The sequence below is a fragment of the Candidatus Micrarchaeia archaeon genome (genome assembly GCA_041653315.1).
Lineage (GTDB): Archaea > Micrarchaeota > Micrarchaeia > Anstonellales > JAHKLY01 > JAHKLY01.
The window spans coordinates 28,959-43,644 of the sequence record JBAZFO010000001.1 but is presented as its reverse complement, the minus strand read 5'-3'; the positions used below and the strand labels follow the sequence as shown (position 1 = coordinate 43,644).

Sequence of the window (14,686 nt, the reverse complement as noted above, 5' to 3'; positions counted from 1 at the left end):
AACCCATAAAACAATATATTAAATAACAAAAATATAATTTTTGGGAGGGATGAAATATGTCAGATATAATATTTAGAAAAGTTGAAATACCAAAACCAAATATTCCGAAAATAGGAGCTTTTAAAAATGATATGACTCCTTTAGAAGCATTTGGAAATTTCGTAGAAGATAAAACAAAAAGAGGAATTACAATTCCTGAACATATAAAAGTTTTTTATGACGAAAAAGGAAAATTAAGAGAAGAAGCAATAAAAGAATTTGAAACCCCATTTGGCTGGATTTTAGGACAATCTATTGCAGATACAAATAAAAAACCTGGTCCAGTATCAATTTTTGAATGTCCAGTATCAAAAGACCAATTAGATAATAATTCCTTAACAGGTAAAAAAATAGATGAAATATCAAATGCAATTGTATTTGAAGAAGAAAATAATAGAATAATAACAGACGTAACAGGTATTTCTTTTAATCCTGAAAAAGATATGTTATCATTTATACAACCAAAAATAACAATAGCAACACATCCAATAACTGGATTTACTGAATGGATAATACAAAACGGAAAATTTGATCCAATCACAGCAGCAAAAATAACAAAAAATGGAACATGTAAAATAGATTTAGAAACAGGTTTACCAAATAAAGACGCAAATTCAAACTTAGAACTGTATGTTTGGATAAGATATAATGGAGAAATGGCTGGCTTTCCGCATGGCGGCGGGTGCGTCGGCGGCGGGAACCTCAGCTTCGGCGGCAGGCTTGGCTATTCCTTCAGGCTGTTTTATACCGACGCTACCGCAGGTAGCGAGTAAAGTTTTTTTAGTTTTTTTCTTTTTGTTTTCCATTTTTATATAATTAATTTTAATTTTATTCTAAATTTATTTTTGAAAAAAAGAAAATAGTCCCACCCGGATTCTCATTTCCTGTTTTTTCTTTTTAGTACAGGTTTTTCTTTTTTCTTAAAAAAGAAAAAAGTGTATTCGAACCGGGGTCCTCAGCTTTCTTTACCCTTTCTTTTTCCCTAGGGTTTTTCTTTCGGGAAAGAAAAAGGCTACCAAAGGCTGATATCCTTGACCAATGTCCAACCTTTTCTGATTTTTTAATCAGAATTTCTTTCTTTTTGGTTAAGCTTTTACTTTCTTTTTAAAGAAAGAAAAAGGTTACTAGACTATGGGACTTTAAAATAAAAAATGGACCTGGGGGGAATTGTTCATTTCCCAATTTCTTTTTGGGATAAAGACCTTTTTCTTTTCAAAGAAAAAGGGATTTAATTGAACCCCCGGCCTCCTGCTTTCGGAACCGCGTGGGAACCTAGGTTCCCCCTCAGTTTGACGTTTTTCCTGATCCCCCTCCTTTGAGGAGAAGCGATTTTTCTGGAACCTTTCCTAGTTCTTTTCTTTCCTTAGGGTTTCTTTTCTTTTAAGAAAAGAAAGGCTATGCAAAGCAGGCGCGCTTTAGCGAACAAATACTTTTACCAATATTAATTAGAACAACTTCTGTTCTTTCTTTTTTGGTAACGTAGCTTTTTTCTTTCTTCCAAGAAAGAAAAAAGGTCGACCGCTGCGCTACAGGCCCATATTCTACAATTTAACAAAGTTAAATTGTGAGAAATATTATCTTTAAAACTCTTTATAAATTTAACTAACTTTCCCTTCTTTGATTTTTTCTGTTTTTATTGGTTTATTTTCAATAAAAAGCTGTTTTCCATTTATAAATAAATTATTATTTTCTATATTAAATTTAATTTTTTGGAATTCTTTAAAATCTATTTCTTTTTTATATTCTTGTTTTATTCCTTGAATTAAAATTTTATCTCCGATTTCAAAATCTTTGCAATCAATAACTTCAATTTTTCCTTCTTTATCTCCCCCCGCTAATAACATACCTTCAGATATTATGCCCCGTAATTTTGCAGGTTTTAAATTTTTAAACCAAATGATTTTTTTATTAATCAATTCTTCTTTTGAATAATAGGGGGCAAGTCCAGAAACAATAGTTTTTTCACCTTCTGAAGTTTTTAATTTTTCAATATATAATTTTTCTGCTTCTGGATGTTTTTTAATTTCAATTATTTGTGCAACTTCTAAATCTATTTCTTGTATTTCTTCTTTTATCTCTTTTATTTCTTCTATTTTTTTAAATAATATTTCTGCTTCATTTAATTTTGAATTTTTTTCCAAACTCAATTCTCCTAAATTATCCCATTTTTTATTTTCAGTATTTAATTGTTTAAATATTTTTTCAGAAGCATTAGGTAAAAATGGATTTATTAAAATAGCTAAATCTTTTACTTGATTTAATAAAACATAAATAACAGTTCCACATCTTTCTTTATTTTCTTTATTTAATTTCCAAGGTTCATTTTCTTGAAAATATTGGTTTGAATTTTTTGAAACTAACATAATTTTATCTAAAGAGTCTCTAATATTATTTTCATTTAATAAATTTTCTATTTCTTTGTATATTAATTTTTGTTTTTCAATAAATTCTTTATCTTTTTCATTTAATTCAAATCCTGGAATTTTAGATTCGAAGTATCTATTAGCAAAAACCATAGTTCTATTAACTAAATTCCCAAAATTAGCAACTAATTCATTATTATTAATTTCAATTAATTTTATTTCTGAGAAATCTCCATCTAAAAAGGTCGGGATTCCACTTAATAAATAATATCTTACACTATCTATTTCATATTTATCTATTATTTCTAAGGGATCTTTAATATTTCCTAAAGACTTACTCATTTTTTCTCCCTCTATTGTGATATAGCCATGTATGAATAAATTTTTTGGTAATTCAATTCCTGCTGACAATAACATTGCAGGCCAATAAACAGCATGAAATCTTGTGATTCCTTTTCCAATTGCATGTATATCTGCCGGCCACCAATTTTTATATTTTTCATCTGGATATCCAATACCAGTTAAATAATTACTCAGTGCATCATACCATACATACATTATTTGATTTTCATCATCTGGAACAGGTATTCCCCACCCATGTGCTCTTTCTTTTGACCTGGATACACTAAAATCTTCTAATCCACTTTGTATAAAACTTATTACTTCATTTTTCCTTGATTCTGGTATTATTTTATAAATGTCATTTCCTATTAATTCTATTAATTGGTTTTCATATTTTGATAATTTAAAAAAGTAATTTTCTTCTTCAATAATTTCAACTGGTTTTTTATGTTCTGGACAAAAATATTCTTCTCCGTGTTTTTCTAATTCATCTTCTTTATAAAAACATTCACATCCTACACAATATAAACCCCTATATTTTTTTTTGTAAATATCTTCATTTTTATAACTTAATTCCCATAATTTTTTTACTCCTGGAAAATGTTTTTCTTTATTTGAAGTTCTTATAAAATTATTATATGAAATATTATATTTTTTACATACTTCAATAAAAACAGCAGTATTTTTATCACATAATTCTTGAGTTGATATTCCTTTTTTTTCTGCTGCTTGTACGTTTTTTAAACTATTTTCATCAGTACCAGTTAAGAAAAAAACGTCTTCATTTAAAAGTCTGTGATATCTAGCAATCACATCTGTCTGAACGTATTCTAATACATGACCTAAATGTGGAGTTGCATTAACAAAAGGAATTGCAGTTGTAATATAAAATTTTTTCATTTTAAACACCCAATTTTAAATAAATTTAATATGTATTAAAGATGAATGATTTTAAATTATTTGTTTAAACATCCATTTTTCTATATTTTCCAATATATGCTAAAAATTCATTTTTATTTGCAATTAATAATTGTTTTTTAAATAATTTTACTTTGAAACCCAATCTTAAACAGGTCATTTCATCATGTTTATCTGCATCAACTATATAAATAAATTTTTTATCTCTAGATTCTCCTCCTTTTGCATCATATAATCCTGCTAAAAATGCTTTTGAATATTCATTATGGTATTTGAATTTATCTTCTTGTTCTTTTAGTATATCTTGAAAATATTTTCTATATGCAGTATGATAAAAAAATACTTTCATTCTATCAATTTGTATTTTATCAGAAGTAGTTAATTTTGCAGTTATTATTCCTTTAATAAAAGCTGTTCTTAAATTTTCATTTCCAGAAATTCCTATGCCTTCAGTTGTTTTTTTTAGTTTCCACAAACCAATTACATAGCTCATTTCCGGAGTTAATTTAATTTTCATATAATTCTATTATTTGTTTGTATTTATATTTTTAATGTTTTATAATTTAATGGGGCTATAGGGTAATCTGGTTATCCTCCTGGTTTCGGGGACCAGGGATCTGAGTAAATCCTTTTTTCTTTTAGAAAAAGAAAAAAGTCTTTATCCAAAAAAGAAAATTTGATTTCGGAAATTCAAAAGAGATTTATTTTATGAAAATCTCAGTGGCCCCATTTTTTTACAAAGTTTACACTAATTTTTATAAAATTATAAAAACTTCAAAAAATTTCAATCTCTGATTGAAAATTTTGAAGCGAATAGCTTCAAATGTAATTTGATAGGAGTAAAATACATATTGGTGTATTTCCTAAAATCATCTTGCAACATACAAATTTATTATTGGTTTTTCCTTAAATATTTAATTAAGGAGGTGATCTATCCGCAGGTTCCCCTACGGATACCTTGTTTATCGAACAACGAGATAGGTATGTTTGTTTCCAAGCTTATTTTTTATTATTAATCTTTTTTTAGATAAAAATATCAATACTTTTCTGGTTTTATAATAAGAACATTTTAATTCTTTCATTAAATATGCAATAGTAATATCTTTTTTACCAAAAACATTTAATATCTCTTCTTCTGTTGGATCTTTTTTGAGTTTAGAAATCTCAATCAAGAGATTTAATGTCTCTTGTTTTTTTCTATCTATAAATCCTATAAGATTATTATATTTTTCAAGATCTTTAACACAGAAATATATGTCTTGTTTTTGTTTTGTAGTATCATTTTTGATTTTGGGTTTTGTACATTTAATTTTATTAATTGTTAGTTCTTTAAATATATTTTTAACCATTTTAATTTTTTTAGGGTCTGCTTTTTGTTTAAATTCTATATATCCTTTATAATCAACATGGGCTTCTGCATCAAATAAACCTTTGATAAAGAGTCTTTTGTTTTTAATAGTCCACTTCTCTTTATTTTTAAGTTTTTCTTTAATTAAATTAACCATATCTTTTGATGCAATCCTAATTCTTACTCTTTCTAAATTAGTTGTCCATGGACTTAAATTTTTCTTTGTTTTGACATTTTGTAAAGGAATTTTTAAGAATTTAGACCATTTTATACATGATTTACAATTATTAGAATATACATCTACTTTAATGTGTGTTAATGGGAAATTTAATTCTTCTTTAATAACTCTAACTACTTCAGATATAATTGTTTTTGAAGAATTGTGTATTTCTATATGTCTGTCATCTATATATCCATCACCTAATAATATACCTAAAAACCAACTCACTTGAAAACACCCCTCTCGCCATTTTACGACTTTAGGCCCACAAAATATAAAAACATTTATATTTTGTGGTTAACCCCCCTCACAAAGCATAGACTCGACACTAACCGAAATTAGCGCCTCATCAACACCTCGCTTGGGTGATTTGACGGGCGGTGTGTGCAAGGAACGGGGACGTATTCATCGCACGATCCTTACATGCGATTACTAGGGATTCCAGCTTCACGTGGGTGAGTTTCAACCCACGATCCGAACTTAGGCCGGGTTTTTGAGATTGGCTTCTCCTTTCGGAGTTGCTGCCCATTGGCCCGGTCTTTGTAAGCCGCGTGTAGCCCTGGGGATTCAGGTCATACTGACCTACCGTAGCCCTCAGCTTCCTCCCACTTAACGCGGGCAGTCCTCCTAGAGTGCTCCATATCCGGAGACATAGATAGCAACTAAGAGCAAGGGTCTCGCTCGTTACAGGACTTAACCTGACACCTCACGGCACGAGCTGACGATGGCCATGCAACACTTCTCAGCGCGTCTGGCAAGATCTTTAGTCTGACCGTCATTCTGCTGTCGCCCCAGGTAATATTCCAGGCGTTTCATCCAATTGAACCGCAGCTTCCACCCCTGGTGGTATGGGATACGATAAGATTTTTTTTGGATGTTCAAATCCAATTTTGTTTAAAAATAATATTGTATTTTTACTATAAATTCTAAATCTAAAACATCTTGTTTTTTTGTTATTAGATATATGGCCATCTGCAGCTATAAGTCCTGCAAGATAGGATAAATTATTTTTTTGCATAAGTTGTTTATTTATTAAACTATTAAAATCTTATCGTAAGTTCCCCCGCCAATTCCTTTAAGTTTCAATCTTGCGATCGTACTCCCCAGGTGGCAGACTTAACGCCTTCGCTTCGGCACTATTATACCTCAAAGGTAAAATAACACCAAGTCTGCATAATTTACTGCCAGGACTACCGGGGTATCTAATCCCGTTTGCTCCCCTGGCCTTCGTCTCTCACCGTCAGATACGTATTAGTCAGGCGCCTTAGCGAAGCCTTTCTTAGCTTCTTTTGCAAGCTTTTCTTTCTAAGAAAAGCTTTTCGCCACTGATAGTCCTCATAGGATCACTTGATTTAACCCATACCCTATGAGTACTCCTGACCTCCTCCGTTCTCAAGTCAAACAGTATTCACTGCACGCCTTGAAGTTGGGCTCCAAGATTTCACAGTGAACTTATTTAACAGGCTACAGACTCTCTAGACCCAGTATTCGTGGGCACCACTCGAACTGTCGGTATTACCGCGGCGGCTGGCACCGATCTTACCCAGTCCTTATTCGCCAAGCTGTTTACACTTAGCAAAAGGCAGCGAACTTTGTCCACTACCACTCAGAATTCCCTTATCACACTTTCGTGCATTGTAAAGGTTTCGCGCCTGCTGCACCCCGTAGGGCTAGGGACCTTGTCTCAGTTCCCTTCTGGGGGCTCCATCTCCCAATGCCCCTACCGATTATAGGTTTGGTGAGCAGTTACCTCACCAACAGCCTGATCGGCCGCAGTCTCATCCTAAGGCAGAATTGCTCCAATTCACAATCTATTTGGACAATAGAACATTCCAGTATCTATTATCTATCGAAGATTCCCCTCAATTTCTCAAGGTTATGTTCGTCCTTAGGGCAGATTGACTACGTGTTACTCAGCCGTTTGCCGTCCTTCCAAGTGAAAGGGCTGACTTGCATGGCTTAATCGAATTCTGAAAGCAGTACCCTCCAGCAGGATCAACTGGAATTGATCCTATTTTTGAGCACACTATACTGTATTAACAAGACTTGAATTGACTTTTGGGTTTTCACCACTTACGTCTTTTACTCCTTTTATCAATACATTTGAAGCCTGCGACAAATCCAATAATAATTAGATTTCAATTTACAAAAGTTACTCTTTTTCAAGAGTTAAGAATTTCCTCGTTTGCGCAAGCGCACGTTGGAAATAAAATTAGTGTTATAGTTATAGATGACATCTCTTTATAAATGTTTTGTTAGGATTTTGAATTTATTAATTTAACAAATGATTAATGAGTATGTAAAACCTTTTAGTTCTTTAAATTTACTATGTGGTGTTTGTGTATATAAAGAAAAGGGGACATAAATTTTTGCAATATATTCTTCATTCTCTTCTGTAATTAATATAAGAGGAATTCTATTTATTTCTGAACTCATTTTATCATCCCACGAAAAATTAGTATTAGTTCCCTTTGGGTGCGTATGCCAATAAAATAGTGAGTTTGAAAAAATTAAAGTAGAAAATCTAGCATCTGCCGAAAGGGGTTTTGTGTTTAGACCACATGAAGATATTTCTAATTTATTTTTATTTAATCTTGCTGTTCCCCAAAGTTCATGATTTTCTGGGATATTTTTTGTTCTCTCTAAAACATCAATTAAATCTTTTTTTGAAATTTCTATTGAAGAAATATCAATCATATTTATTTTTTTAAGGATAGTATTAATGTATCCTATATATTCTTCAGAAAGTAAGATTTCATTTAAAAGTTCATTACCTGGAACTTTTCCAAAACCTAATGGATTTTCTTCTAAATCATTTACCCCTTCAAATAGTTTTAAAATATTATCAAATGTTGGTTCTTTTTTTAATAATTCTTCTAAATTACTTATTATTGGTTTTAAATTATCCCATTTTTTTCTTATTTTTTCTTGTGAGGAGTTGGGTATATTAGGCGCATAACTTTTAAAATCTTTGAATGCTCTTCTTTGGTCTTCTATCCTTTCTTTAATTGAGGATTTTATTTTTTTGATGCGCTCTTGGTCTTTAAACATAATAATATTCTACTTACCACTCTTTATAAATCTATTTATTAATGATTTTACTAACATAAAAACCATCTAAAGAATATCCTAATTTGTAATAATATTCGCGCACACCAATACCTGAAATAATATATAATTTATTTATTTTATTTTTCTTTGTAATTTCCTCTGCTTTTTTTAACAAGCGCTTTCCATATCCTTTATGTTGAACTGATTCATTAGAATCTAAACCAATATTTATTTCAGAACCATAAACATGAAGTTCTCTAACAATTGCTTTTTTATCTGCGCAAATTCTTAAACGTACAAAACCAATTAAAATATTATTTTTTGTGTCTTCAAAAGAAATGAAATATTCTGTTCCTTCAGAAGCAGTATATTTTTTTATTTTTAATTTAATATTTTTTTCTTGAATATCTTTTCCAAATTTATATTTTTGCAATCCTGCTTCTCTATAACGTATTTCTTTAATTTTAATTTTTTTCTTTTTACATTTTTCTTCAACTAATTGTCTTAAATTGCTTTTTTCAACTCCTGCCGTAATTAAAGGAGTAGGGATATCTCTTTGAACACGCATAACACGAACGTATTCTGGAATATATTTATAGCATTCAGAAATTACTTCTGCTGCTTGTTCAGCAGAATAAGGTTTGAATTTTCCTTTTTTCCATATATCATAAAGTTTTGTATTTTCCATAACCATTGTTGGATAAATTTTAAGCATGTCTGGTTTAAAATCAGAATCAGAAAATAATTTTTTAAACATTTGAATATCTTGTTTTGGTGTTTGAAATAGGCCAGGCATAATGTGATATGTTATTTTAAGACCTGCTTCTTTACATTTTTTAGTTGCATCAATTACATCTTTTAATGAATGGCCCCTATTAACTTTTTTATAAATTTTATCAGATAAAACTTGAACTCCTAATTCTACACGAGTGCATCCATATGAAAGCATTTCATCAATAAAAACATAATCCGGCCGAGTTTCAATTGTTAAACCTACAATTCTATGTTCTGCCTTTTCGTTTAATTTTTGGGCTTCTTTTAATGTTTTACTTTTTTTATTATTAAAAGCATCAAAACAGTCTTTGATAAATGATTTTTTATATTTTTCTTTATTTGATAAAAATGTACCTCCCATTATTATTAATTCGCATTTGTCCATCGAATGTCCCATTTCTTTATATTGTTTTAAACGTGCTTTAACTTGTTTATAAGCATCAAAATTATTTTGTCTTGCTCTTAAAGCAGCAGGTTCTTCTCCAGTATAACTTTGAGCAGCTTCTTTTCCGCGAGGACAATAAATGCACCCAGAATGTGGACAGCCAGAAAAAGACATTACTGCAACAGGAGTTACTCCAGACATAGTTCTAGAAGGAGATTTTTTTAATATTAATAATAAATTTTTATCTAATTTTTTTTCTTGTTTTAATTCTTTTATTATATCTGAATTTCGTATAAATGTTTTCAAAGAGTATTTTTTACATATCTCTCTTTTAATTAATTCAATATCTTTTTCTGGATTTTTAAGGAATTCTTTAACTATTTCTTCAATTGCTTTTTTCATTTTATATCAACTAGAATAAGTTACTTATTAAACCCATTAAAGAATAAATAGGAGCTTCAATAATAGGAAAAATTAATAATCCATTATTTGTTGCTTTCCAATCTGAAATTAGATTTGTTTCTATTTTTATATGCACCTTTTCAGATTCTGTGATTATATCTGAACTTTCTGAAGTGGATTTTATAAAAATATCATATTCAGCCTTTTCTTTTCCAACAACTTCATATAAAATTTCTTTTTCACTATTTCCAGGGACATAAACACTTTTCTTAAAAGTCCAATCAGGGATATCTGAAGAGCTTATTTCAAATTTATCTTGTACTAGTCCTTTGTTTTTTATTTTTATTGTAAAAACTGCTGGTTGATTTGCCCCAGTTATTTTTGTTTTTGGTGAAACTTCAAAATCCATGATGTCATGTTTAATTTCAGTTATTAAATATAATGTTATATTTCCTAATTCATCAGCATTATCTTCATCAAAAATTGTTATTGTTGAACTGTAATTACCTTCTGGTGCATTTTTTGAAGCTGTAATTTCAATTTGAGAAGGATTAGAATATAATTTACTATCTGAGGATTTCCATTCTTCTGGTACTGTGGTCACTTCAATATAATCCCAAAATCCACCAGTTCCGTATTTTCCACCTTCTTTAATTTCTGGATTAAAAGAGATGCCTATTGTTTGACCAGGTCCTATTGCACCTAAATAAATTAATTCCCCATTTTTTACATTTTTTGATATTGGTTCTATTAATTCAATTGAAGCAAAACACATTCCAATTATTATAATAAATATAATAGCAATTAATTTCATAATTAAATATAAAAAGGTATAAAATATAAATCTTATTGTTTTAATTGAGGTTAGGTGGTTTTATGCCAAAAATAAAAAAACTATTTGCTAGAGAAATTTTAGATTCTAGAGGAAATCCCACAATAGAAGTTGATTTATATATAGGAACAAAGATTTCACGAGCAGCAGCACCAAGTGGGGCATCAACAGGTATTCATGAAGCATTAGAATTAAGGGATAATGATATTAAAAGATTTAAAGGAAAGGGAGTTTTAAAAGCAGTAGAAAATGTAAATACAAAAATAAATAATTTATTGAAAGGTGAAGAAATTTCTATTCACAACAAATTAGATAGAAAAATGATTAAACTAGATAATATGCAAAATAAATCTAATTTAGGTGCAAACGCAACAACCGCCGTTTCAATGGCAATGTTAAAAGCAGCAGCAAAAGCAGAAAGGAAAGAAGTATATGAATATTTAGGTGGAACAATTTTACCTATTCCTATGATGAATATAATAAATGGAGGACAGCACGGCGGTAATTCTCTTGCTATCCAAGAATTTATGATACTTCCAATAATGGCTTCTTCATTTAAGGAAGCTATTCAATGGGGATCTGAAGTATATCATAATTTAGGTAAATATTTAGAAGTAAACTATGGAAAAAATAGTAAAAATGTTGGAGATGAAGGAGGATATGCACCTAATTTTAAAACCTCTGAAGAAGCATTAAATGCAATAACTTATGCAATTAAAGAATCTGGGTATGAAGGTAAAGTATTTATCGGATTAGATGCAGCAGCTTCTTCTTTTTATAATAAACACACCAATAGATATTTTATAGACGGCAAAAATTTAGAATCTTATGAACTTGTTGATTATTATGAAAATTTAGTTGCAAAATATCCCATTATAAGTATTGAAGATCCTTTTGATGAAGAGGATTTTAATTCTTTTTCAATTCTTAATAAAAGAATAGGTGAAGATGTTCAAATTATTGGTGATGATTTAACTGTTACTAATATACAAAGAATTGAAAAAGCTATCTCCCAAAATTCAATGAATACTTTATTATTAAAAGTAAATCAGGTTGGAACAATAGCTGAGTCTTTTGAAGCAGTTAAAGTATGTTATCAAAGAGGATTAAATGTTGTTGTTTCACACAGAAGTGGGGAGACAGAAGATACTTTAATAGCAGATTTAGCAGTTGGTTTAGAAACAGGCCAAATTAAAACAGGAGCTCCTGCGAGAACTGAAAGAACTGCAAAATACAATCGTTTATTACGTATTGAAGAAAAATTAGGTAAAAATGCAGTTTATGCCGGTGTTAATTTTAAAACTTTGAAAAGAAAGAAAAACCTAAGATTTTACAAATTAATTTAACTGTTAAAATATCTGATGTTTTATTTTCTTTTGGAGATAATTCAACTATATCTATTCCTACAATTTCTTTTTCTTGAGAAACTCTTTTTAGTAATTCTAAAATTTCAATCCAAAATAAACCTTCTGGTTCTGGATTTCCAACTGAAGGAATTAAAGAAGGATCAAATACATCTAAATCAATTGTAATATATACTTTATCTTTTAATTTTTCTAAAATTTGATCTGTGTCAAAATCAATTCCAAAAACATCTAATTTATTTTCTTCAATAAATTCTTTTTCTTCTTTTGACATGCTTCTTATTCCTATTCCAATATAATGTGGAGATATTTCATTTATTCTTCTCATTACACACGTGTGCGCATATTTACATCCTTTAAACTCATCTCTTAAATCTGCGTGTGCATCTAATTGTAGAACAGAAACATTTTCCATTTTTGCATTTATTGCTCTTACTGCACCTAAAGAAATAGAATGTTCTCCACCTAAAAGTAAAGGAAATTTTTTATTATCTAAAATTTCTTCAATTGTTTCTTGCACTCTTTTTATTGTTTCTAAAGAACTTTCTAAACTTATTTCTAATTCATCTAATGTATAAATTCCAATATCTCCCAAATCTTTATCAAATTCAGGATCATATGTTTCAATATGTCTTGAAGCTTCTATTATTGCTCTTGGACCATTAGCAGCGCCTTTGTATGGATATTGAGTTCCATCATAAGGAACTAGTAATATAACTACTTTTGCGCTTTGAAAGGCTTCTTTAGTTTTTTCCAATCCTAAAAAGGTATATGGTAATGAGTAAAAAGGTTCCATAAATATCTATTATTTAATATGGTTGTAAGTATTTAAATGTTTCATATTATAGTTTATTTATGAATAAATTTATTGAATTTTTGAAATTAGTAAGAATAGAACATTCTATAATGTTAGTTATTGCTGTTTTGATTGCGCAGATAATAGTTTTAGGTTCTTTTCCATCTTTAGATTATAATTTATATTTGTCATTAATCGCGCCATTTTTTATTGGAATGGCTGCTTTTGCTTTAAATGATTATTTAGATATTGAATCAGATAAAATAAATAAAAAATTAGACCGGCCTCTTACAAAAGGAGTTTTTTCAAAGGAATTTGTTATTATTTTTTGTTTAACTGCATATCTTATTGGAATCATAGCTTCTTCTTTTGTTGATTCATGGCCAATACCTTTTGTTATAGCAACTGGTTTTGCATTTTTATCTTTACTTTATAATTACAAATTAAAAGATATTGCATTATTAGGAAATATTTACATTGCATTTACAATGGCGATTCCATTTATTTATGGAAATTATATTTATTCTTCAGAATTAAATTTCACAATTTTAATTTTATTTATTGTTGCATTTTTTGTTGGTCTAGCTAGAGAAATTATAAAAACAATTGAAGATATTGAAGGAGATAAAAAAGCTAGAAAATCAGATACACTTCCAATGAAAATAGGAATTAAAAAATCAATATATTTAGCTTCAGTATTTTATATTTTATTTATTTGTTTAACTCCTTTACCTTTTATTTATGGACTTAATCAATACTTGCCTTCATTAATTTTAGTTTTAGTATGTGATATTGGTTTTATTTATTTAACAATAAGACTAATAAAAGATGATTCGCAAAAGTTCTTAAGAAAAAACAGAAATATAAGTTTAATCTTATTATTTATTGGATTAATAGCGCTTTTGTTAGCTGCGATTTAGGTGATGATATGGAAGAATTAAGATTAAATCCCATTTTAGAAAATTTAAAAAGAGGAGGTCCGGCAGTAGTTTTACCAAAAGATTTTGGACAAATAATTGCGTATACAGGAATAGGAAAAGATTCAATTTGTATTGAAGCAGGAACAGGAAGTGCTTTTTTAACAGTTTCATTAGCAAATATTTGTAAAAAAGTTTATACTTATGAAAGAGATACAAAATTTTTTGAATTTGCTAAAGAAAATATAAAACGTTCCTTACTATCAAATATTGAAATTAAAAACCAAGATGTTGTAAAAGAAGAATTTGATGAAACCAATGTTGATTTAGTTATTTTGGATTTGCCTAATGCTGAAAAAGCAATTAAAAATGCTAAAAATAGTTTAAAAAAAGGAAAATTTTTAGTTGGATATTTAACTAATATAGAACAAGTTAAAGAGTTTGTTTATGAATGCGAAAATTTAAAATTTCAAGATATTTTTACAATAGAGACTTTTCAAAGAGAATTTATTGTTAAAGAAAAAGGAACAAGACCAATTCATAATGGTCTTTTACATACTGCATATTTAGTTTTTGCTAGAAAATAATTTTTCTGTTTCTTTATTTTCTATTCTTTTCCCAATTTCTCTTGCTTCAATAATTCTTCTTTTTTTTTCTTCTCTTGCTCTTATTCGTTTTTCTATATTTTGAATTGTTTTTTCTCCATATATAGTTGGATTTTTCCCAATTTCTAATGGTTTAAATGCTTCTATATCTTTACTAATTTTTGGTTTAGTTCCAGTCCTATTTTGAAAAGAAACGTTTATTTCTATTCCACCTAAATCACTTTCATTTTTTTCTATTAAAATAATATTATTTTTTCCTATTATTGCAGTTTTCATTTTATCACCTTGTTTTTTGTGATATTATTTAAATATTTACCACTTTAAAAGGTT

General features: G+C 28.9%; 12 protein-coding genes, 1 tRNA gene and 1 rRNA gene. 4 read left to right on the top strand and 10 right to left on the bottom strand.

The window, feature by feature from the left end; genetic code table 11:
• The first annotated feature begins 56 nt into the window (after positions 1 to 56).
• Positions 57 to 812, top strand: a complete 756-nt coding sequence (locus WC356_00215) for a hypothetical protein (GenBank protein ID MFA5381566.1) — start codon at positions 57 to 59, stop codon at positions 810 to 812.
• 379 nt (positions 813 to 1,191) lie between these two features.
• Here the strand turns inward: WC356_00215 and WC356_00210 are convergent.
• The 8 genes from WC356_00210 to WC356_00175 form a co-directional block, all read right to left on the bottom strand.
• Positions 1,192 to 1,575: transfer RNA gene (locus WC356_00210), tRNA-Ala, on the bottom strand.
• 62 nt (positions 1,576 to 1,637) lie between these two features.
• Positions 1,638 to 3,644 (bottom strand): methionine--tRNA ligase, encoded by a 2,007-nt coding sequence (metG, locus tag WC356_00205; protein MFA5381565.1) that lies wholly within the window; start codon positions 3,642 to 3,644, stop codon positions 1,638 to 1,640.
• A gap of 64 nt (positions 3,645 to 3,708) precedes the next feature.
• The gene (locus WC356_00200) at positions 3,709 to 4,179 is read right to left on the bottom strand and encodes a hypothetical protein (protein MFA5381564.1); all 471 of its coding nucleotides are present in this window, start codon (positions 4,177 to 4,179) and stop codon (positions 3,709 to 3,711) included.
• Positions 4,180 to 4,624: 445 nt separating this feature from the next.
• On the bottom strand, positions 4,625 to 5,458 hold the full coding sequence (locus WC356_00195) for a hypothetical protein (protein MFA5381563.1): 834 nt from the start codon (positions 5,456 to 5,458) through the stop codon (positions 4,625 to 4,627).
• Positions 5,459 to 5,488: 30 nt separating this feature from the next.
• Positions 5,489 to 7,236: ribosomal RNA gene (locus tag WC356_00190) — 16S ribosomal RNA — on the bottom strand.
• Positions 7,237 to 7,507: 271 nt separating this feature from the next.
• Positions 7,508 to 8,281: a hypothetical protein gene (locus WC356_00185; GenBank protein ID MFA5381562.1), complete on the bottom strand. Its 774-nt coding sequence runs from the start codon at positions 8,279 to 8,281 to the stop codon at positions 7,508 to 7,510.
• Positions 8,282 to 8,312: 31 nt separating this feature from the next.
• On the bottom strand, positions 8,313 to 9,842 hold the full coding sequence (locus WC356_00180) for a tRNA uridine(34) 5-carboxymethylaminomethyl modification radical SAM/GNAT enzyme Elp3 (protein ID MFA5381561.1): 1,530 nt from the start codon (positions 9,840 to 9,842) through the stop codon (positions 8,313 to 8,315).
• Positions 9,843 to 9,852: 10 nt separating this feature from the next.
• Complete coding sequence (locus WC356_00175; GenBank protein ID MFA5381560.1) at positions 9,853 to 10,656, bottom strand: hypothetical protein; 804 nt, start codon at positions 10,654 to 10,656, stop codon at positions 9,853 to 9,855.
• A gap of 62 nt (positions 10,657 to 10,718) precedes the next feature.
• On the opposite strand from WC356_00175, the gene eno reads away from it, so the two are divergent.
• Positions 10,719 to 12,020, top strand: coding sequence for a phosphopyruvate hydratase (gene eno, locus WC356_00170; protein ID MFA5381559.1), 1,302 nt, complete (start codon positions 10,719 to 10,721; stop codon positions 12,018 to 12,020).
• Here the strand turns inward: eno and speB are convergent.
• Positions 11,971 to 12,834 carry an agmatinase gene (gene speB / locus WC356_00165; GenBank protein MFA5381558.1) on the bottom strand — a complete coding sequence of 288 codons (864 nt, stop codon included), beginning with the start codon at positions 12,832 to 12,834 and terminating at the stop codon, positions 11,971 to 11,973. The two genes, eno and speB, sit on opposite strands and share 50 nt — an antisense overlap.
• A gap of 59 nt (positions 12,835 to 12,893) precedes the next feature.
• Between speB and WC356_00160 the strand changes: the two genes are divergently transcribed.
• Together WC356_00160 and WC356_00155 are read left to right on the top strand one after the other, a co-directional pair.
• Positions 12,894 to 13,754 (top strand): UbiA family prenyltransferase, encoded by an 861-nt coding sequence (locus WC356_00160; protein ID MFA5381557.1) that lies wholly within the window; start codon positions 12,894 to 12,896, stop codon positions 13,752 to 13,754.
• Between the two features lie 8 nt (positions 13,755 to 13,762).
• A complete protein-coding gene (locus WC356_00155) occupies positions 13,763 to 14,338 on the top strand; it encodes an rRNA adenine N-6-methyltransferase family protein (protein ID MFA5381556.1) in 576 nt (191 codons plus the stop codon).
• Here the strand turns inward: WC356_00155 and WC356_00150 are convergent.
• Positions 14,318 to 14,632 carry a hypothetical protein gene (locus tag WC356_00150; protein MFA5381555.1) on the bottom strand — a complete coding sequence of 105 codons (315 nt, stop codon included), beginning with the start codon at positions 14,630 to 14,632 and terminating at the stop codon, positions 14,318 to 14,320. The genes WC356_00155 and WC356_00150 overlap by 21 nt on opposite strands.
• Positions 14,633 to 14,686: the final 54 nt, after the last annotated feature.

Excerpts from the sequence above, each read along its gene's own strand:
- WC356_00215 (MFA5381566.1), top strand. The coding sequence starts at position 57 with ATGTCAGATATAATATTTAGAAAAGTTGAAATACCAAAACCAAATATT.
- metG (MFA5381565.1), bottom strand. The coding sequence starts at position 3,644 with ATGAAAAAATTTTATATTACAACTGCAATTCCTTTTGTTAATGCAACT.
- WC356_00200 (MFA5381564.1), bottom strand. The coding sequence starts at position 4,179 with ATGAAAATTAAATTAACTCCGGAAATGAGCTATGTAATTGGTTTGTGG.
- WC356_00185 (MFA5381562.1), bottom strand. The coding sequence starts at position 8,281 with ATGTTTAAAGACCAAGAGCGCATCAAAAAAATAAAATCCTCAATTAAA.
- WC356_00180 (MFA5381561.1), bottom strand. The coding sequence starts at position 9,842 with ATGAAAAAAGCAATTGAAGAAATAGTTAAAGAATTCCTTAAAAATCCA.
- WC356_00175 (MFA5381560.1), bottom strand. The coding sequence starts at position 10,656 with ATGAAATTAATTGCTATTATATTTATTATAATAATTGGAATGTGTTTT.
- eno (MFA5381559.1), top strand. The coding sequence starts at position 10,719 with ATGCCAAAAATAAAAAAACTATTTGCTAGAGAAATTTTAGATTCTAGA.
- speB (MFA5381558.1), bottom strand. The coding sequence starts at position 12,834 with ATGGAACCTTTTTACTCATTACCATATACCTTTTTAGGATTGGAAAAA.
- WC356_00160 (MFA5381557.1), top strand. The coding sequence starts at position 12,894 with ATGAATAAATTTATTGAATTTTTGAAATTAGTAAGAATAGAACATTCT.
- WC356_00155 (MFA5381556.1), top strand. The coding sequence starts at position 13,763 with ATGGAAGAATTAAGATTAAATCCCATTTTAGAAAATTTAAAAAGAGGA.
- WC356_00150 (MFA5381555.1), bottom strand. The coding sequence starts at position 14,632 with ATGAAAACTGCAATAATAGGAAAAAATAATATTATTTTAATAGAAAAA.